We start from the raw sequence: 18,086 nt of genomic DNA on the forward strand, positions 1-18,086 counted from the left end.
ATTTACTTGCGCATGACCTTTTCAGAAGGCGTCAAAGCTTCGATGTAGGCAGGGCGCGAGAAGATGCGCTCAGCGTACTTGAGCAAAGGCGCCGCGTTCTTGCTGAGCTCAATGCCGTAATAGTCCAGACGCCACAGCAAAGGGGCAATCGCCACGTCCAGCATTGAGAAATTGTCACCCAACATGAACTTGTTCTTCAGGAACACAGGTGCCAACTGGGTCAAACGGTCGCGGATGTGCGAACGGGCTTTTTCCAAGGCCTTGTCGTTGCCTTTGAGGGCACGGTTTTCCAACGTCAGGACATGGGTGAACAGTTCTTTTTCGAAATTCAGCAAGAACAGGCGCACACGGGCGCGGTCTACCGGGTCGCCGGGCATCAACTGAGGATGCGGAAAACGCTCGTCGATGTACTCGTTGATGATGTTCGACTCGTACAGGATCAGGTCACGCTCGACCAGAATCGGCACCTGGCCGTACGGGTTCATCACATTGATGTCTTCGGGCTTGTTGTAGAGGTCCACGTCACGGATTTCGAAATCCATGCCCTTTTCAAACAGCACAAAGCGGCAACGGTGGGAAAAAGGGCAAGTGGTTCCGGAATAAAGCACCATCATGGCGGAGGCTCCTCAAAAAATCAAAAAGAGTGGAAGGCCCCAGGGCCTGCCACTCCACAAGACCCAGCCCAAAGGCCGGGTGAAAAATCAATTACTTGATGTCTTTCCAGAACGAGGCGTTCAGACGCCAAGCGATAAAGGTAAAGAATGTCAAGAAAATCAGAACCCAAACACCGATGCGAACACGGGTGTTTTGAGCAGGCTCAGCCATCCACTGCATGTAGCCCACCAGATCACCAATCGCCTGATCGTATTGCAAAGGTGTCATGGTGCCGGGCTTGACTTGCTTCCAGCCCGAGAAGATTTGGACTTTGTGGCCATGCTCTTCTTTTTCTGTGTAAACCGGCTCACGCTCGCCTTGCAATTCCCACAGCGGGTTGGGCATACCAACGTTGGGCATGGCCAAGTTGTTCCAGCCCGTGGGCTTGGTCTCGTCGCGGTAGTAGGTACGCAGGTAGGTGTAGAGGTAATCTGCACCTGTACCGCCATGGCCTGAACGTGAACGTGCCATGAGCGTCAAGTCTGGCGGGTTCTTGCCGAACCAATCTTTGGCCTGGACCGGATCGATCGTGGCCTTCATGGTGTCACCCACTTTTTCTGTGGTGAACAGCAAGTTGTCCTTGATCTGTTGCTCGGTCAAACCGATGTCTTTCAGGCGGTTGTAGCGCATGAAAGCAGCGGAGTGGCAGTTCAGGCAGTAGTTAACAAACAACTTGGCGCCGTTTTGCAAAGCGGCCAGATCGTTGGTTTTCTTGGGAGCTTTATCCCAGGCGATACCGCCACCAGCGGCGTGGGCACCGGCCATCAGGCCGAGGGCCATCACAAAGCCCAGCGCGAGTTTCTTGATGTTTTTCATGTTCTTGAATCTCCGTGATCTCAGTGAGGCGTGAAGGTCACGCGGTCAGGAACGGGTTTGGGCGTGCCCAGCTTGCTCCACCAAGGCATCAACAGGAAGAAGCCGAAATAGAACAAAGAACCCACTTGAGAGACGCGCTCACCAATGGGCGATGGGGGCTGAACACCCAAGTAACCCAAGATCAGGAAGTTGATGACGAACACAGCGTACAGGTACTTGTGCCAGTCAGGACGGTAGCGGATCGACTTGACAGGGCTGTTGTCCAGCCAAGGCAGGAAGAACAGGATGATCACAGCACCGCCCATGACCACCACACCCCAGAACTTGGCATCGATGGCCAACATGAGGGCAGAGATCACCACGGCCGCACCGACCACGGCGCCCTTGAGTAAGGCAGGCAGCTTACCCTTGGCCACAGCCAAGACGGCACCGATCACGACGCAAGCAATCAAGGCGTACATCATTTCGCTCGTAATGGCACGCAGCATCGAATAGAAGGGCGTGAAGTACCAAACGGGTGCAATGTGCAAAGGTGTGGTCAGCGGATCGGCCGGAATGAAGTTGTTGTATTCAAGGAAATAACCACCGAATTCAGGCGCGAAGAACACGATCGCGGTGAAAGCCATCAAGAAGACGCTCACACCCATGATGTCGTGCACCGAGTAGTAAGGGTGGAAAGGAATGCCGTCCAGAGGGTGACCGCCAGCATCTTTAGGGGCGTTCGGGCCCTTGATTTCAACGCCATCAGGGTTATTGGAGCCCACTTCGTGCAAGGCGATGATGTGCGCTACCACCAGACCCAACAAGACCAAAGGCACGGCAATCACGTGGAAGCTGAAGAAGCGGTTCAGGGTGGCGTCGCCCACGACGAAGTCACCACGGATCAACAAAGCCAGATCAGGACCGATGAAAGGTATGGCCGAGAACAAGTTCACGATCACCTGCGCGCCCCAATAGGACATCTGCCCCCAAGGCAACAGGTAACCCATGAAGGCTTCTGCCATCAAGCACAGGAAAATCGCACAACCGAAGATCCAGACCAGCTCGCGCGGCTTGCGGTAGCTGCCATAAATCAGGCCACGGAACATGTGCAAGTAAACCACCACAAAGAACGCAGATGCGCCTGTCGAGTGCATGTAACGGATCAACCAGCCCCAAGGCACATCGCGCATGATGTATTCGACAGAGGCGAAAGCCACAGCCGCATCAGGCTTGTAGTGCATGACCAAGAAAATACCGGTCACGATCTGGATCACCAGCACCAGCAAAGCCAGGGAGCCGAAGAAATACCAGAAGTTGAAGTTTTTGGGTGCGTAGTACTCGGACAGGTGCTCCTTGTACAGCTTGGAAGCTGGGAAGCGGTTGTCCACCCAGTTGAGAAGTTTTTCGCCAGCGGGGGCGTTGGGGGAAATTTCTTTGAATTCAGCCATGTTGTTCTCCATCAGGCCTTCTTGTCTTCACCAATGATCAACTTGGTGTCAGACAGGTACATGTGCGGAGGCACTTCGAGGTTGTCAGGCGCAGGCTTGTTCTTGAACACGCGGCCAGCCAAATCGAATGTCGAGCCGTGGCAAGCGCACAAGAAACCACCCGCCCAATCGTCGGGCAACGATGGCTGGGCGCCGGTGGCGAATTTGTCGCCTGGCGAGCAACCCAAGTGGGTGCAAATGCCCACAGCCACCATGATTTCGGGCTTGATGGAGCGGTGCGGGTTCTTGGCGTATTCGGGCGTGGGGTAAGCGGTACGGTCCGATGCAGGATCGGCCAGCTGACCTTCGATTTTCTTGAGGGATTCGAGCTGCTCGGGCGAGCGTTTCATGATCCAAACGGGCTTACCGCGCCATTCGACGGTCAGCTTTTCGCCGGGATTCAAAGCGGAAATATCCACTTCGACCGCCGCACCAGCCGCTTTGGCTCGTTCGGAAGGTTGGAAGCTGCTGACGAAGGGGGTGGCCACAAAGCCAGCGCCTACGGCACCTGCGCAAGTGGAGGCAATCAGCCAGGTCCGCTTGCTGCTGTCGACTGGGGTGTCACTCATGGGAATCCTCTAGCGAGTCGTTATCAGGGTCAACCCGAGATTGTAGCGGAGTGAAACAAACAACCGACTTACAAGACCTCTGTACGCACAATGTTGCGTCACAATCGGCCGCTTCGATTTCACTTTCAGGAGTTATAGAGATGTCATTTGCTCAGGAATTCAAATCTTTTGCCGTAAAAGGCAATGTCATGGACCTGGCTGTCGGCGTGATCATTGGCGGCGCTTTTGGCAAGATTGTCGACTCGGTAGTCGGCGACCTGATCATGCCTTTGGTCAGCCGTGCCTTCGGCGGTTTGGACTTTTCCAATTACTACTTGGGTCTGGCGGGTCAGGCGGCAGGCTTGTCTTTGGTTGAAGCCAAAAAACTGGGGGCGGTGTTCGCTTATGGCAGCTTCCTCACCGTGGCGCTGAACTTCGTCATCCTGGCCTTCATCATCTTTGTGATGATTCGCCAGATGAACCGCCTGACGGCGGCCAAGCCGGAACCTGTAGCACCCGCTGCAGCGCCCATCACCCCCGAGGACGTTTTGCTGCTACGCGAAATCCGCGACAGCCTCAAAAACAAAGGCTGAAACACCCCAGCGGTCAGGGCGCTGCGCTGACCATCTGGCGTGCCATGCGCAACGCCTGGATCATGCTGCTGGCGTCCGCCACGCCTTGTCCAGCCAGGTCCATGGCAGTGCCGTGGTCAGGGCTGGTGCGAATGAGCGGAAGCCCCAAGGTCACATTCACGCCCTGCTCTACCCCCAGGTACTTGACCGGGATCAGGCCTTGGTCGTGGTACATGGCGATGACCACATCAAAAGCCCGTTGGCCATCGGCACGCTGCCGAGCCCGCATGAACACCGTATCGGGTGCATATGGACCATGCACATCCAAGCCCTCTTGACGAGCCACCGCCAAACAAGGCTGCAGGATGTCGATTTCCTCTCGGCCAAACAAACCACACTCTCCCGCATGGGGGTTCACGCCTGCGACGGCGATGCGCGGTCTACGGCCCAGCACAGTTCGCAATGACGCATCGGTGATGCGCAAAGTCTCCAGCACCCGGTCGTGCGTGACAGCCTCCAGCGCCTCACGCAGCGACAAATGGATGCTCACCAGCACGGTGCGCAATTCGTCGTTCGCCAGCAGCATGCGCACCGGCATTTGGGCCACAGACACACCCAGGTGTCTGGCCGCCTCGGCTTGCAGCAACTCCGTGTGGCCCGGGTACTGGTCGTAAGGGGCCCCCGCGGCATGCAGGGCTTCTTTGTGCAATGGCGCAGTGACCAAGGCTGCCACCTCCCGACGCAAGGCAGCGCGGGTGGCCCATAGCACCGCTTCGCCTGCCAATTGACCGGCACGGGCATCGATTTGCCCCCAAGGCAAAACAGGGGCCACAGGCACCACCTGCAACACAGGCAAGCAGCGCGGCGGCACATGCAAGGCCTGTTCGGGTGAGTCAATCTCGCAAACAGGGAATGTCGGAATCGCTTGCACCAAGGCCATGGCGCGGCGCATCAGCCCGACATCGCCCGCCACAAAACAGCCTTGGGTCAAGTCGGGGGCGAGGCACCAGGCACGCGCCACGATTTCAGGGCCAATGCCGCAGGGGTCGCCCGGGGTCAGAACAATCGGCCGCTGAATTTGGGCTGTCGACAAGTCGGTTGGGGTTGTCATAGGGAGATGGCCTCAAGCCGGGTTATCGATCTCGATGAATCGGTGCTGCAGACCCAACTCTTGCGCCACATGTGCCCCCAAGGCAGGGGCGCCATAGCGCTCGGTGGCGTGATGACCGCAGGCCAAAAAGGCCACGCCAGTTTCACGCGCCAAATGGGCCTGAGGCTCCGAAATTTCTCCCGTGATGAACGCGTCCACACCCTGGGCAATGGCGGCTTCGAAATATCCTTGCGCCCCGCCAGAGCACCAGGACACACGGCGAACAGGCCGATCGCTGCCGCCCACGCAAATCACAGGCCGCCCCAGTGTCGCCGCCACATGGTCAGCCAAGGCTTGAGGACCCGACCAGGTTTGTGTTCCCGCCCCCACAAAACCCAGGTCTTGTTCGCCGAACCGACCCTCGGCTTGCAAGCCCAGCACACGGGCCAACTGGGCGTTGTTGCCCAGTTCTGGATGCGCATCGAGCGGCAAGTGATAAGCAAACAGGTGGATGCCATGCGCCAGCAACAAGCGCAAGCGCTCGCGCATCCAACCCGTGACGCGACCATCCTGGCCGCGCCAAAACAGGCCGTGATGCACCACGATGGCGTCGGCTTGGGCGTCAATGGCCGCCTCTATCAAGGCTCGGCTAGCGGTCACGCCGCTGACGAGCAACTGCACATCGCGGTCGCCCTCAACCTGCAAGCCGTTGGGGCCGTAATCGCGAAACTTGTCGGGCTGGAGCAAGGCGTCAAAGGCCTGGCCCAGAATTTTGGCGTGGGTCATGGCGAAAGGCTTTCTGTCTGGGTCAGCTATTGTGGCGCAAGGCACCTGTGACGATGCAACGAATCAAGGACAATCTGACACCATGAAACGTTACTGGCTTTTATTTTCTCAATGGGTGACGGTCTTGCTGGCCGTCTGGTTTGTTGTGGCCACCTTGCAGCCCGAGTGGCTGCGCAGCGCACAGCGCTCGGCCGACGGCATGACCTTGTTGCAAGCCCCTGTCGGCTCGCCACTCAGCCGCCCCGCAGGTAGCCTGAGTGCACCGGCTCGCTTGGCATCTCCGGCTGTGGTCAGCATCAACACCAGCAAAGCCAAAAGCCAGAACCCCCATGGGCAGGACCCGTGGTTCCGGTTTTTTTATGGGGAACAAGAAGAACAAAACCCGGCGGGTCTGGGCAGTGGCGTCATCGTGAGCCCCGAAGGCCACATCCTGACCAACAACCACGTCATCGAAGATGCAGACGACATCGAGGTGGTGCTGGCCGATGGCCGCCGGGCAGCGGCCAAAGTGATTGGCACCGACCCCGACACCGATCTGGCACTGCTCAAAATCACCCTCGACAAATTGCCTGTGATCGTTTTGGGGCAAACCCAAGAGCTGCAAGTGGGCGATGTGGTGCTGGCCATTGGCAACCCATTTGGTGTGGGCCAAACCGTGACTTCGGGTATCGTCAGTGCATTGGGGCGCAGCCAGTTGGGCATCAACACTTTCGAGAACTTCATCCAAACCGACGCCGCCATCAACCCCGGGAACTCGGGCGGTGCCCTGGTCGATGTGAATGGGCATTTGATGGGCATCAACACCGCCATCTACTCCCGCTCGGGCGGCAGCATGGGCATCGGATTTGCTATTCCGATTTCGACCGCCAAACAAGTGATGCAGGATCTGCTGAAAAACGGCAAAGTCATACGAGGCTGGATCGGGGTGGAACCCCAGGACATGTCGGCCGAACTGGCCGAAAGCTTCGAACTGCCCAAATCAGGCCCAGCCTTGCCAGTGGGCGTGGTGATCACGGGGGTGCTGAAAAATGGGCCAGCCGCAGCCGCAGGCATGCGGCCAGGCGATGTGATCGTGAAGGTCGCCGAGCAACCCGTGCGCAACGTGTCTGAGTTGTTGACGCAGGTGGCCAGCTTGAAACCCGGTGTTCCGGCAGACGTGAACATCTGGCGCCGGCAAGGCGAAGTCAATCTTCGGGTGACCCCAGCCGAGCGCCCTGCGGCCAAGTCAAGAAAGTAAGCGTTTCAGCAGCGCTGCCTTTTTGGCTCACCATGCAAAAGAGGCCCTCGGACCTCTTTTGTTTTGGCAAACCAGAAAGCGGTCAGGCGGAGGTATCCGGCTCTTGTGGGGCTTGGGTGTGCTTGATGAAAATCTGTGCAGCCCAAATGCCCAACTCATAAAGCAAGCACATGGGGATGGCCAGCGCCAACTGAGACACCACATCGGGCGGCGTGACCACGGCGGCGATCACAAAGGCCAACACCACAAAGTAGCCCCGGAAATCCTTGAGCTTTTGAATACTGACCACGCCCATGCGGGCCAACACCACCACGGCCACGGGCACCTCAAACGCCAAGCCAAAGGCCAGGAACATCGACAGCACGAAGCTCAGGTAAGCCTCAATATCTGGCGCAGCGGTGATGCTTTTGGGGGCAAAGCTCTGGATGAAGCTGAACACCTGGCCAAACACGAAGAAGTAACAAAATGCCACCCCGATGAAAAACAGCAGCGTGCTCGACACCACCAAAGGCATGACCAGCTTTTTCTCGTGGCTGTAAAGACCCGGGGCGATGAAGGCCCAGACTTGGTACAAAACCACCGGCAAAGCGATGAGGAACGCGCTCATCAACAAAATCTTCAGGGGCACCATGAACGGCGAGATCACCGACGTGGCGATCAAAGTGGCGCCTTTGGGCAAATGCACCACCAAAGGCGCCGCCAAAATGTCGTACAGGTTGCCTGGACCAGGGTAAATGGCCAAAACTGCTGCGGCCACAGCCACTGCAATCACGGCTCGCACCAAGCGGTCGCGCAGCTCGATCAAATGCGCCACAAAGGGTTGTTCTGAACCTTTGAGTTCGTCGTCGGGCTGGGAGGGGGTATCGGACATGGCGGGGTCAGTTGGACGGTGCGCACACAAGGTGCGCCCGCGTCACAGGGAATTGAGGGGCTTGGGCCGGTAACGGGCGACGCGTGCGGCGCCCGAAAGCGCTTTGGTGCGCACCCCGGAGCGGGCTTTGTACCACTGGGGCATGGCGCCACGCTTCAAACGCCAGTTTTTGTCTGGGCGCACATAGTAAGGAGGCGGTGGCTCGATGGCAGGCAGGTCGCTGTTAAGCCCAGCCGTGGTGTCTGCCCAGTCTTTTTCAAAGTCAGAGGCCGTGGTTTGGACGGTCTGCTCGACATCACGAGCTGCCGTCTCCATGGTCTCTTTCATCTTCTTGAGTTCTTCCAGGTCCATGGACCGGTTGACCTCGGCCTTGACGTCTGACACGTAGCGCTGCGCTTTGCCCAAAAGCGTGCCCAGCGTGCGGGCCACTTTGGGCAGTTTTTCAGGGCCGATGACGATCAACGCCACCACCCCGATGAGCGCCATTTTCGAAAAGCTTAGATCCAGCACAGTCCGGCGTTCAGTCGTTCAGGTGTGCAAGCGTTCAAGACTTGGTCTTGGCTTCGACGTCGATGGTGGTCTTTTCGGCTTGAGCCGTGGTCGAAGACGTGACTTGACCCGCCACAGGGGCTGCTGACTCGTCCTTGGTGCCGCCCTCTTTCATGCCGTCTTTGAAGCCCTTGACAGCGCCGCCCAGGTCAGAACCCATGTTTTTGAGCTTCTTGGTGCCGAACACCATGACCACGATCAACAGCACGATCAGCCAGTGCCAAATGGAAAAAGTACCCATGAATATCTCCTAATGATCTGTGGATTCTAAGGGGATCGACACCCCGTATCGGATCGGCCCTGAGGAAGGAAGGATTTGGGGGAAGAAAGCGCCTTTTCAACCCCGCAGCCAAGGGCGTGGACCGCCCATGACGTGCATGTGCAGGTGGTGCACTTCTTGTCCGCCCTCGCTGCCATTGTTGACCACGATGCGGAAACCACCATCCGGATAAGGGTTGCACCCCTCCTGCGCAGCCAACTTGGGGGCCAGCGTCATCATGTGGCCCATCAGAGCTGCATGCTCTGGGGCTAGATGCATCATCGACGGGATGTGCAGCTTGGGAATGATCAGGAAATGGATGGGCGCCCAAGGGTTGATGTCGTGGAAAGAGAACACGTGCTCGTCTTCGTACACCTTGCGCGACGGGATTTTGCCCGCGATGATTTTGCAAAAAATACAGTTGGCGTCGGTCATGGCTTGATCGGTTTCAAAGTCAAAAATGTCAGTCGGTTACTGGGCGCTGCCCGTTCAGCCGCACCATGCCCAACACGATGCGGTACAAAAACCAGATGGAAATGGCCACCCAAGCCAGCCAGCCTGGGAAAAACATCAACAGCCACAAGGGCGCCGTGATCAGGTACAGCAAGGCGGCCCAAATCACGGTGCGTATGCGGTAGCTGAAATGCGTGGCCTCCCAGCCCGGGGCATCGCCTTTTTTGACCAAATCGATGATCAGCGCCACCACCAGCAAAGCCGGGCCCATCTGCGCCCCAGGGATCACAGCGCTGACTGCGACGATCAGGTGCAGGATGTAGCTGACCCAGCTGATGGTGTGGGTGCTGTCGTCGATGGGTTGGTCGTTCATGTTTTATTCGCCGAAGCGTGCAATTTATTCACCCAAGCGCTCACGCTCTTGCACTTTGCGCAGGGCTTTTTCTTCCAGGCCGCTCAGGCCCTCGCGGCGGGCCAGCTCGTTGACCACATCGGCAGGTGTGAGGCCATAGTGCGCCAGCGCGATCATGCTGTGGAACCACAAATCGGCCACTTCATAAACCAGCTTGGACGCATCGCCGCCGTGGTCCACGTCTTTGGCGGCCATCACGGTTTCGGTGGCTTCCTCGCCAATCTTCTTCAAAAAGGCGTCTGGGCCTTTGTGCAGCAAGCGGGCCACATAGCTTTTTTCGGGGTCGCCGCCATTGGCCGCTTTGCGGCTTTCGATGATGGCGGCAAGGCGGGCGAGCGTGTCCTCAGAGGACGGGACCAGGGTGTCGTTAGAACTCATCGCGTTCACTTGTAAATGGTTTCAGGGTCCTTCAGGACCGGGTCCACAGCCTGCCAGCCCTCGGACTGCAAGCTCTGGAAAAAGCAACTGTGGCGGCCCGTGTGGCAAGCAATGCCCGGCTCATGCCCCAGCTGGGTGATTTTGAGCAGCACCACATCGTTGTCACAATCGATGCGGATGTCGTGCACCGTCTGCACATGGCCCGACTCCTCGCCCTTGAACCACAGCTTGTTGCGGGAACGGCTGAAATACACCGCCCGCTTGAGCTCAGCCGTCTTTTGCAGAGCCTCTCGGTTCATCCAGGCGAACATCATCACGTCGCCAGTGTCTTTTTCTTGGGCGATGACCGGCACCAAGCCTTTGTCGTCCCATTTGATTTGATCGAGCCAGTTCATAGGGGAGTGATCTTAATGCGTGCGCGTGACCTTACCCCTACAACTCCCCAAACTCCGTCATGCAAGGTCAATGGATTCCGCCACTGCGGCACACTCAGGCGCGCGACATGAGCGGAAAATCCTGGGGTCTGCGAATAGCGTTGACAGAAAGGTCAATATCGAGGCTCGGCCAATACAGGTGATCCGGTGCCGGACGCTCAACGTGGGTGATTTGTTCAACCGTAGCTTGTTTAAACCACGGAAATTGCTCATAGGACAACAGCAACTCCTCATCGCCAAGGAGCATCCAGAAGCCATGACGAGAGATGTTGGTGACCTCAGCCGCCGAAGTGATGGTTCCATGCATCTTCGATTTCCTTCATATGTGCTTGAACAACGGTTTGCGCCTCAGTGATCTGGCGGGCTGTGAGGCCAGTAGATGTCGCCAGGTCAACAACTGGGCTGAGCCAGAACTTGGCCTCTCCATCTGGATGTGCGACATGGACATGGATGCGTGGCTCTTCGCGGGAGAAGAAGAACAAGCGGAAGGGGCCATCACGTACAACAGTAGGTGCCATCCTCCGACTCTAGCGGATTCGTCGACTACATCCAAGCAGCCGCCACAAAATTCGGGGCGATTCAGTGCGCCAAGGGGCTACCAAAACGCCATGGTTCTCAGTGGCAAGCGCACGGGTACCTGCAAACCTGAGTCTCTGTCATTGGCATACCCCTGATTCAACACAGGTGGAAAAACCACCTTTGCTCGAAGTTCTGAGGGAAGAAGCCAAGCGGCTTCCGTGATGTGCTCTGCAGCAGCTTCGGTGTGCAACGTACCGAGGGAGCCACTAATGAGCTGCGCGGCAAACCAGAACTTCACGAACCTACACTCAGAATTGACCAAATCCTCAATGTAAAGCAAAGCCCCCACACGGACAGTGAGGCCGGTTTCCTCCCACACCTCTCGGGCTGCGGCTTCTTCATAACTTTCGCTACCCTTGACCCCGCCACCGGGCGCCACCCAAAAATCATACTTTCCGGGCACCACATGTCTGACCATGAGCAGGCGTCCCTCGTGCTCGACGATAGCTCCTGCGGAAATGCGATGACGGTGCAAGGGTTGGGTCATATCTGGTCGTGACGTTGAAAAGTCCGAGTGCTGCGCGCCTTCATTGCATAGCGACCTCTGGTTTTTGTGGATGGTGCATCAGTACAACTTACCTTCCTTTTAAAGTCAGGGTCCACGTCAATATTGAAATTTAATTTAGCTTTAAATCAAGAAATTTTAAAACAATTAAATTTTTTAATTCACTTGAGTACCACTTAGCCGAGGGGCATGTGCCATCCGCGTGATTTGGGGGTGCACGACTTCGTGATGTTTTCGTTCATGCTGCGCAGTCAGCGAAAGGACAATTGAGGTCGACGTGTCCAATCCCCCTGGAGTCCTTGCTTTTGTCGTGAGCGATTGATCAGCGCGTCACAGCCGCACAGGAATTCCCCGCTCGCGCATGCGCTCTTTCGCCTGCTGCACCGTGTATTCAACGTAGTGAAAAATGCTCGCAGCCAGCACGGCATCCGCCCCGCCGATGCTCACACCGTCGGCCAAGTGGTCGAGGTTGCCCACGCCGCCTGATGCGATGACGGGCACACCCACGGCGTCGCTCACGGCGCGGGTCAGTTGCAGGTCAAAGCCGCTTTTGGTGCCGTCGCGGTCCATGCTGGTGAGCAGGATTTCGCCTGCGCCGTATTCGGCCATTTGCGTGGCCCAGGCCACTGCATCCAAACCCACATTTTTGCGGCCGCCGTGGCTGTAAACGTCCCAACCGGGGCCCATGGGCAAACCATTCGTTCCGATGCGCTGCTCGTCTTCAGCGCTGCGGCGCTTGGCGTCGATGGCCACCACAATGCACTGCGCGCCGTATTTGGCAGAGGCTTCGCGGATGACTTGCGGATTGGCAATGGCGGCCGAGTTGAAACTGGTTTTGTCAGCGCCGGCATTGAGCAATCGGCGCACGTCTTCCACCGTGCGCACACCACCGCCAACGGTGAGCGGGATGAACACTTGGCTGGCCACGGCTTCGATGATGTGCAGGATCACGTCGCGCCCATCGCTGGTGGCGGTAATGTCCAGGAAAGTGAGTTCGTCAGCGCCTTGCTCGTTGTAGCGAGCGGCGATCTCGACCGGGTCGCCAGCATCGCGCAGTTCGACAAAGTTGACACCCTTGACCACGCGACCACCGGTCACGTCAAGGCAGGGAATGATGCGTTTGGCCAGCATGGGGGGTTCTTTTCAATTCAAGGGGTTGTCACGGTCAGCTGCTGCCAGCCTTCCCAGCGCTCGCCTGCGGGCAAGGTGATGGGCTCAAACACTTGGGCGGCTTCGACGCAGAGCATTTGCCGCCAGCCGTCTTCGGGCATGTCAGCCAGGCTTTGGCACAGGACATGTGCGGGGTTCCAGACCACGGTGTTGGCCCAGCTGGCGCTTTGTTGGATGTGCAGTTGATCGTTCAGTCGCAGAGGATGGGAGTTGGCCACGTACACGCGGTCAAACTCGGCTGCAAACTGCAGCGTGTCTGCGGCGCTGGCATGGCTGTTGGCCACGGCATCCCATTCGGCTTGGCCGCCCAGGCCTTGCAGCTGGGCGCAGGTCACGTCAGGCACGGCCAAATAGGTGTGCAGTGCCCCAGAAAACGCCAGAGGTTGGGTGTCGGTGTTGTGCACGTTCAGGCTGATGCGCAGCGCGCCGGGGCGCAGGGTGATGTGCAGTTGCAATGCAAAGGCCTGCGGCCACCAGGCGCGGGTACGGTCGTTGTCTTGCAGATGCAAACAAAGCTGGGCGCTGTCGGCCGACAGCACCGGCGCATCGGCCTGCCAAGCCAGGTTGCGGGCAAAGCCATGTTTGGGCAGACGCTCCGCCATCGGGCCGCGTTGGTTGAACTGCGGAAAGCACACCGGTACACCGCCACGCATGGCAGCTTTGCCGTCCATGGTGCTTTTCGGGCTGAGGTACAGACGCTCTTGACCGCCCGACACCCAAGACAGCACCTGTGCACCGTGCAGCGTAACCCGCAGCGTGTCGCCCTGGGGCAAGGCCAGCTCGACGGCGGGCAGACCCGCGAAGGTGGTCTCGCGGCCCGTGGCCTGCGCAGTCATGGGGTTCAACCGTTGAGTTCGTCGGCGCGTTGCTGCGCCAGCGCGAAGTCAAGATCGCCAGAATAAACCGCACGGCCGCAGATCACGCCTTCGACACCTTCGTCTTCCACCGCGCACAGCTGCTCGATGTCGGCCATGTTGGACAGGCCGCCCGAGGCGATCACGGGAATCGTCAGGGCTTGGGCCAGCTTGACGGTGGCGTCGATGTTGATGCCACTCAGCATACCGTCTCGGCCGATGTCGGTGTAGATGATGGACTCGACGCCCCAGTCTTCGAACTTCTTGGCCAAGTCCACCACTTCGTGGCCTGTCAGCTTGCTCCAGCCGTCGGTGGCGACTTTGCCGTCTTTGGCGTCCAGGCCCACGATGATGTGGCCGCCAAAGGCGGTGCAGGCGTCTTTCAAGAAACCGGGGTTCTTGACGGCTGCGGTGCCGATGATGACGTAGCGCAGGCCGCTGTCGATGTATTTTTCAATGGTGTCCAGATCGCGGATGCCGCCGCCCAGCTGCACCGGGATGTCGTCGCCCACAGCCTTGAGGATGGACTTGATGGCACCGAAGTTTTGCGGCTTGCCGGCAAAGGCCCCGTTCAGATCCACCAGGTGCAAGCGGCGTGCGCCTTTTTCGAGCCAGGTACGGGCCATGGCGGCCGGGTCTTCGCCGAACGTTGTGGCTTGGTCCATATCGCCCTGTTTGAGGCGAACGCAGTGGCCGTCTTTGAGGTCAATGGCGGGGATCAGAATCATGGCGAATTAAAAAAGTCTGAGGGGCTGAAAAACGGCAGTGAAAACTTCTCAAGGCTGCCAGTGGAGGAAATTGCGGAACAAGGCCAAACCCTGGGCCGCGCTTTTTTCGGGGTGAAACTGGGTGGCAAAAATGTTGTCACGGGCAATCGCACAAGCAAAGCGGCCACCGTAATCGGTCTGTGCCGCGCTGTGCGCCGGGTTGGCCACCTGGGCATAGAAGCTGTGCACAAAATAATACCAGCTGCCGTCCTCGACGCCCTGCCACAGGGCATGCGCTGGTTTGTCTTGCCAGACCTGGTTCCAACCCATCTGCGGCACTTTGTAGCGGGTGCCGTCGGGCTGAATTTGCCCTGCCAGCTCGAACTTGACCACACGACCGGGGATCAAACCGAGGCCGGGTGTGTTGCCCTCGTCGCTGTGGTCCAGCAGCATTTGCATGCCCACACACACGCCAAACAGGGGCTTGCTGGCGGCGGCTTCAAGCACGGCGTCCAGCAGGCCCGAGTCGCGCAACTCGCGCATGCAGTCGGGCATGGCGCCCTGCCCTGGCAAGACCACACGGTGCGCGTCGCGCACCACTTGCGGGTCAGACGTCACGGTCACTTCGGCATGGTCCACGCTGGAGGCCGCATGGATCACCGCCTGCGCCACCGAGCGCAGGTTGCCCATGCCGTAGTCCACCACTGCGACGCGATTGACGCTCATGCTCAGAGACTTCCCTTGGTCGAGGGGATCACACCTGCTGAGCGGGGGTCCAGCTCAAGCGCCGCACGCACGGCGCGGGCGAAGGCCTTGAAGATGGTCTCGCACTGGTGGTGCGCATTGACGCCCTTGAGGTTGTCGATGTGCAGCGTGCACAGCGCGTGGTTCACAAAGCCCTGGAAGAACTCGTACACCAGCTGCGTGTCGAGCGAGCCCAGCGAGCCAGAGGTGAAGTTCACATCCATGTGCAAACCGGGGCGACCTGAAAAGTCCACCACCACGCGGCTCAAGGCTTCATCCAGAGGGACATAGGCGTGGCCATAGCGGCGGATGCCTTTTTTGTCGCCAATGGCTTGCGCAAAGGCTTGGCCCAAGGTGATGCCGATGTCTTCGACCGTGTGGTGGCCGTCGATGTGCAGATCGCCTTCGCAAGCGATGTCCAAGTCAATCAAGCCGTGGCGCGCGATCTGGTCGAGCATGTGGTCCAGAAAACCAATGCCGCTGGCCAGCTTGGCCTGGCCTGTGCCGTCCAGGTTGATGGTGACACGGATGTTCGTCTCGGCCGTCTTGCGGGTGACTGCAGCGGTGCGGTTCATAAGGAGGCTTTCAGAGCGGCAAGGAGTTGGTCGTTTTCTGCGGCGGTGCCCACCGTCAGGCGAAGGCAGTTGGCCAGCAATGGGTGCATTTTAGAAATGTTCTTGATCAGCACACCATGGGACTTCAGGCCGTCAAAAGTTTTGGCCGCATCGGGCACGCGGGCCAGGATCATGTTGGCTTCGCTGGGAAATGGCTGCACGCCGGGCAAGGCGGCCAGTTCTTTCAGCAAACGGGTGCGCTGCTCACGCAGGTCTTGGGCCTGAGCGGCAAACACCTCGGCATGCTCCAGCGCAAACAGGGCGCACTCGGCATTGAGCACGCTGATGTTGTAGGGCGGGCGCACCTTGTCGACCTCGGCCACCAAAGCCTTGGGGGCGATCATGTAGCCCAGACGCACACCTGCCAAGCCAAACTTGGAGAGCGTGCGCATGAGCAAGACATGCGAATGGCGCGTGATGCGGTCGATGTAGCTCTTACTGGCAAAGGGCTGGTAGGCCTCGTCCATGACCACCAGGCCGCCTTGTGCGCCCTGGGCCAACACGATCTTCTCGATCGTGTCGTCGTTCCAGAGGTTGCCGGTGGGGTTATTGGGATACGCCAAGTACACGATGGACGGCTTGTGCTCGGAAATGGCGACCAGCATGGCGGCTTCGTCCAGTTCAAAGTCAGGTGTCAGCGGCACACCATGAAAGGCCAGGCCCTGCAACTGGGCGCTCATGGCGTACATCACAAAACCCGGCAAAGGCGACATGATCGAAGCGCCGGGCACATCGCAGGCCATGGCCAGCAAAGAGATCAACTCGTCCGAGCCGTTGCCCAGCATGATGTCGAAGCCTTCGGGCATGCCCGCATAGCTGGCCAGCGCATGGCGCAGGTCGTTGACTCGGCCATCGGGGTAGCGGTTGAGCGCCAAAGCGCCCAAACGCTCACCCAAAGCCTTTTGCAATTCAACGGGCAAACGGTGCGGGTTCTCCATCGCGTCGAGCTTGACCATGCCCGCCGAATCCTGGATGGCATAGGCGTGCATGGACTGCACGTCTTGGCGAATGCGTTGCATCAATTGGGGGCTGACGTTGCTCATTTCGGGTCTCGCATCGGAGGCACAGGGTTCAAACGGAGTTCGGCGGCGCGGGCGTGGGCTTGCAGGCCTTCGCCATAGGCCAGCTCAGCGGCAATGCGGCCGAGCGCCTGGGCACCGGCTTCGCTCACTTCAATCAGGCTGCTGCGCTTTTGGAAGTCGTACACGCCCAAAGGTGACGAAAATCGCGCCGTGCCGCTGGTGGGCAATACATGGTTGGGGCCAGCGCAATAGTCGCCCAGCGATTCGCTGGTGAACGCGCCCAAGAAGATCGCCCCCGCGTGCCGCAACAATGGCTCCCAGCGGTGAGGTTCGTTGCTGGACACCTCCAAGTGCTCGGGCGCGATGCGGTTGCTGATGGCACAGGCTTCTGCCATGTCGCGTGTCAGGATCAAAGCGCCCCGGTCATTGAGTGACTTGGCGATGATCTCGCGGCGCGGCATCTCGGGCAGCAGGCGGTCAATGGCGGCTTGCACTTCGGCAATGTAGGCCGCATCGGGACACAACAAAATGCTTTGCGCCAGCTCGTCATGCTCGGCCTGGCTGAACAGATCCATCGCCACCCATTCGGCGGGTGTGGTGCCGTCGGCCAACACCAAAATTTCGCTGGGGCCCGCAATCATGTCGATGCCCACGGTGCCAAACACGCGCTTTTTGGCACTGGCCACATAGGCGTTGCCGGGGCCCGTGATCTTGTCCACTTTGGGAATGGTGGCCGTGCCATAAGCCAGCGCCGCCACGGCTTGCGCGCCGCCCACGGTGAAGGCACGGCTCACGCCCGCCACACAGGCTGCGGCCAGCACCAGCGGGTTGCGCACGCCTTGCGGTGTGGGCACGACCATGATGATCTCTTGCACGCCAGCCACATGGGCCGGAATCGCGTTCATCAGCACCGACGAGGGGTAAGCGGCTTTGCCACCGGGCACGTAAATGCCCACGCGGTCCAGCGGCGTGACTTTTTGGCCCAACAAGGTGCCGTCTTCGTCGCGATAAGACCAGCTCTCGCCAGACGCTTTCTTTTGCGCTTCGTGGTACTTACGGACACGGGCAGCAGCGGCTTGCAAGGCTTCGCGCTGCACGGCAGGCAGGCCGTCCAAAGCGGCTTGCAGCTCGGCTTGGGTGATCTCCAGCGCCTTCACGTCGGCCGCTTGCAGGCCGTCAAAACGCTGGGTGTATTCGAGCACCGCCGCGTCGCCACGCTGCTGCACATCGGCCAGGATGTCGGCCACGCGCTGCTCGATGGCGGCGTCGGTGTCGGCAGACCAATGCAGGCGCGCCGCGAAGGCCGCTTCAAAACAGGCATCCGCCGTGTTCAGTTGCAAGGGTTTGGCCTGGAGTCCCATGT

At 59.0% G+C, this 18,086-nt stretch carries 25 protein-coding genes; 2 read left to right on the forward strand and 23 right to left on the reverse strand.

Translation table 11 applies throughout. The features are described from left to right. Positions 1–2: 2 nt before the first annotated feature. The 4 genes from ACZ5SR_RS14240 to petA form a co-directional block, all read right to left on the reverse strand. The gene (locus ACZ5SR_RS14240) at positions 3–614 is read right to left on the reverse strand and encodes a glutathione S-transferase N-terminal domain-containing protein (protein WP_108427527.1); all 612 of its coding nucleotides are present in this window, start codon (positions 612–614) and stop codon (positions 3–5) included. A gap of 91 nt (positions 615–705) precedes the next feature. Next, the gene (locus ACZ5SR_RS14245) at positions 706–1,470 is read right to left on the reverse strand and encodes a cytochrome c1 (protein WP_464449286.1); all 765 of its coding nucleotides are present in this window, start codon (positions 1,468–1,470) and stop codon (positions 706–708) included. A gap of 20 nt (positions 1,471–1,490) precedes the next feature. Next, positions 1,491–2,900, reverse strand: a complete 1,410-nt coding sequence (locus tag ACZ5SR_RS14250) for a cytochrome b (RefSeq protein ID WP_464449287.1) — start codon at positions 2,898–2,900, stop codon at positions 1,491–1,493. Between the two features lie 11 nt (positions 2,901–2,911). After that, entirely contained in the window at positions 2,912–3,508 is a 597-nt protein-coding gene (gene petA / locus ACZ5SR_RS14255; RefSeq protein WP_464449288.1) for a ubiquinol-cytochrome c reductase iron-sulfur subunit, read from the reverse strand. Positions 3,509–3,648: 140 nt separating this feature from the next. Here petA and mscL point away from each other — a divergent pair, with 140 nt between their 5' ends. Continuing rightward, positions 3,649–4,080: a large conductance mechanosensitive channel protein MscL gene (gene mscL / locus ACZ5SR_RS14260; protein WP_464449289.1), complete on the forward strand. Its 432-nt coding sequence runs from the start codon at positions 3,649–3,651 to the stop codon at positions 4,078–4,080. Between the two features lie 13 nt (positions 4,081–4,093). Here mscL and pdxA read toward each other — a convergent pair whose 3' ends face one another. Beyond that, on the reverse strand, positions 4,094–5,170 hold the full coding sequence (gene pdxA, locus ACZ5SR_RS14265) for a 4-hydroxythreonine-4-phosphate dehydrogenase PdxA (protein ID WP_464449290.1): 1,077 nt from the start codon (positions 5,168–5,170) through the stop codon (positions 4,094–4,096). A 12-nt stretch (positions 5,171–5,182) separates the two neighbouring features. Further along, the gene (locus ACZ5SR_RS14270; RefSeq protein ID WP_464449291.1) at positions 5,183–5,935 is read right to left on the reverse strand and encodes a Nif3-like dinuclear metal center hexameric protein; all 753 of its coding nucleotides are present in this window, start codon (positions 5,933–5,935) and stop codon (positions 5,183–5,185) included. A gap of 82 nt (positions 5,936–6,017) precedes the next feature. On the opposite strand from ACZ5SR_RS14270, the gene ACZ5SR_RS14275 reads away from it, so the two are divergent. After that, complete coding sequence (locus ACZ5SR_RS14275) at positions 6,018–7,172, forward strand: S1C family serine protease (RefSeq protein ID WP_464449292.1); 1,155 nt, start codon at positions 6,018–6,020, stop codon at positions 7,170–7,172. Positions 7,173–7,254: 82 nt separating this feature from the next. Here ACZ5SR_RS14275 and tatC read toward each other — a convergent pair whose 3' ends face one another. The 17 genes from tatC to hisD form a co-directional block, all read right to left on the reverse strand. Next, positions 7,255–8,043: a twin-arginine translocase subunit TatC gene (tatC, locus tag ACZ5SR_RS14280; RefSeq protein WP_464449293.1), complete on the reverse strand. Its 789-nt coding sequence runs from the start codon at positions 8,041–8,043 to the stop codon at positions 7,255–7,257. 42 nt (positions 8,044–8,085) lie between these two features. After that, entirely contained in the window at positions 8,086–8,553 is a 468-nt protein-coding gene (tatB, locus tag ACZ5SR_RS14285) for a Sec-independent protein translocase protein TatB (RefSeq protein WP_464449294.1), read from the reverse strand. A gap of 34 nt (positions 8,554–8,587) precedes the next feature. Next, positions 8,588–8,833, reverse strand: a complete 246-nt coding sequence (gene tatA, locus ACZ5SR_RS14290; protein ID WP_464449295.1) for a Sec-independent protein translocase subunit TatA — start codon at positions 8,831–8,833, stop codon at positions 8,588–8,590. A gap of 96 nt (positions 8,834–8,929) precedes the next feature. Beyond that, entirely contained in the window at positions 8,930–9,286 is a 357-nt protein-coding gene (locus ACZ5SR_RS14295) for a histidine triad nucleotide-binding protein (protein WP_464449296.1), read from the reverse strand. Positions 9,287–9,314: 28 nt separating this feature from the next. Beyond that, positions 9,315–9,677: a DUF4870 family protein gene (locus ACZ5SR_RS14300; RefSeq protein WP_464449297.1), complete on the reverse strand. Its 363-nt coding sequence runs from the start codon at positions 9,675–9,677 to the stop codon at positions 9,315–9,317. Between the two features lie 24 nt (positions 9,678–9,701). Further along, complete coding sequence (locus tag ACZ5SR_RS14305; protein ID WP_464449298.1) at positions 9,702–10,094, reverse strand: phosphoribosyl-ATP diphosphatase; 393 nt, start codon at positions 10,092–10,094, stop codon at positions 9,702–9,704. Positions 10,095–10,099: 5 nt separating this feature from the next. Then, on the reverse strand, positions 10,100–10,489 hold the full coding sequence (hisI, locus tag ACZ5SR_RS14310; RefSeq protein ID WP_464449299.1) for a phosphoribosyl-AMP cyclohydrolase: 390 nt from the start codon (positions 10,487–10,489) through the stop codon (positions 10,100–10,102). 94 nt (positions 10,490–10,583) lie between these two features. Beyond that, positions 10,584–10,835: a DUF2442 domain-containing protein gene (locus tag ACZ5SR_RS14315; protein WP_464449300.1), complete on the reverse strand. Its 252-nt coding sequence runs from the start codon at positions 10,833–10,835 to the stop codon at positions 10,584–10,586. After that, positions 10,807–11,010, reverse strand: coding sequence for a DUF4160 domain-containing protein (locus ACZ5SR_RS14320; protein ID WP_464449301.1), 204 nt, complete (start codon positions 11,008–11,010; stop codon positions 10,807–10,809). The genes ACZ5SR_RS14315 and ACZ5SR_RS14320 overlap by 29 nt, the downstream gene beginning before the upstream one ends. A gap of 113 nt (positions 11,011–11,123) precedes the next feature. Next, positions 11,124–11,594, reverse strand: a complete 471-nt coding sequence (locus ACZ5SR_RS14325) for an NUDIX domain-containing protein (RefSeq protein WP_464449302.1) — start codon at positions 11,592–11,594, stop codon at positions 11,124–11,126. A gap of 348 nt (positions 11,595–11,942) precedes the next feature. Beyond that, entirely contained in the window at positions 11,943–12,743 is an 801-nt protein-coding gene (gene hisF / locus ACZ5SR_RS14330) for an imidazole glycerol phosphate synthase subunit HisF (protein ID WP_464449303.1), read from the reverse strand. A 17-nt stretch (positions 12,744–12,760) separates the two neighbouring features. Beyond that, positions 12,761–13,618 (reverse strand): D-hexose-6-phosphate mutarotase, encoded by an 858-nt coding sequence (locus ACZ5SR_RS14335; RefSeq protein WP_464449304.1) that lies wholly within the window; start codon positions 13,616–13,618, stop codon positions 12,761–12,763. A gap of 5 nt (positions 13,619–13,623) precedes the next feature. Further along, on the reverse strand, positions 13,624–14,364 hold the full coding sequence (gene hisA / locus ACZ5SR_RS14340; RefSeq protein WP_108332550.1) for a 1-(5-phosphoribosyl)-5-[(5-phosphoribosylamino)methylideneamino]imidazole-4-carboxamide isomerase: 741 nt from the start codon (positions 14,362–14,364) through the stop codon (positions 13,624–13,626). Between the two features lie 48 nt (positions 14,365–14,412). Continuing rightward, positions 14,413–15,069 (reverse strand): imidazole glycerol phosphate synthase subunit HisH, encoded by a 657-nt coding sequence (gene hisH / locus ACZ5SR_RS14345; protein ID WP_464449305.1) that lies wholly within the window; start codon positions 15,067–15,069, stop codon positions 14,413–14,415. Positions 15,070–15,071: 2 nt separating this feature from the next. Next, positions 15,072–15,662 carry an imidazoleglycerol-phosphate dehydratase HisB gene (gene hisB / locus ACZ5SR_RS14350; RefSeq protein WP_464449306.1) on the reverse strand — a complete coding sequence of 197 codons (591 nt, stop codon included), beginning with the start codon at positions 15,660–15,662 and terminating at the stop codon, positions 15,072–15,074. Beyond that, positions 15,659–16,744, reverse strand: a complete 1,086-nt coding sequence (gene hisC / locus ACZ5SR_RS14355; RefSeq protein WP_464449307.1) for a histidinol-phosphate transaminase — start codon at positions 16,742–16,744, stop codon at positions 15,659–15,661. The genes hisB and hisC overlap by 4 nt, the downstream gene beginning before the upstream one ends. After that, complete coding sequence (hisD, locus tag ACZ5SR_RS14360; protein ID WP_464449308.1) at positions 16,741–18,084, reverse strand: histidinol dehydrogenase; 1,344 nt, start codon at positions 18,082–18,084, stop codon at positions 16,741–16,743. Before hisD ends, hisC begins: the two co-directional genes overlap by 4 nt. Between the last annotated feature and the right edge of the window lie 2 nt (positions 18,085–18,086).

The organism is Limnohabitans sp. TEGF002 (genome assembly GCF_055395845.1).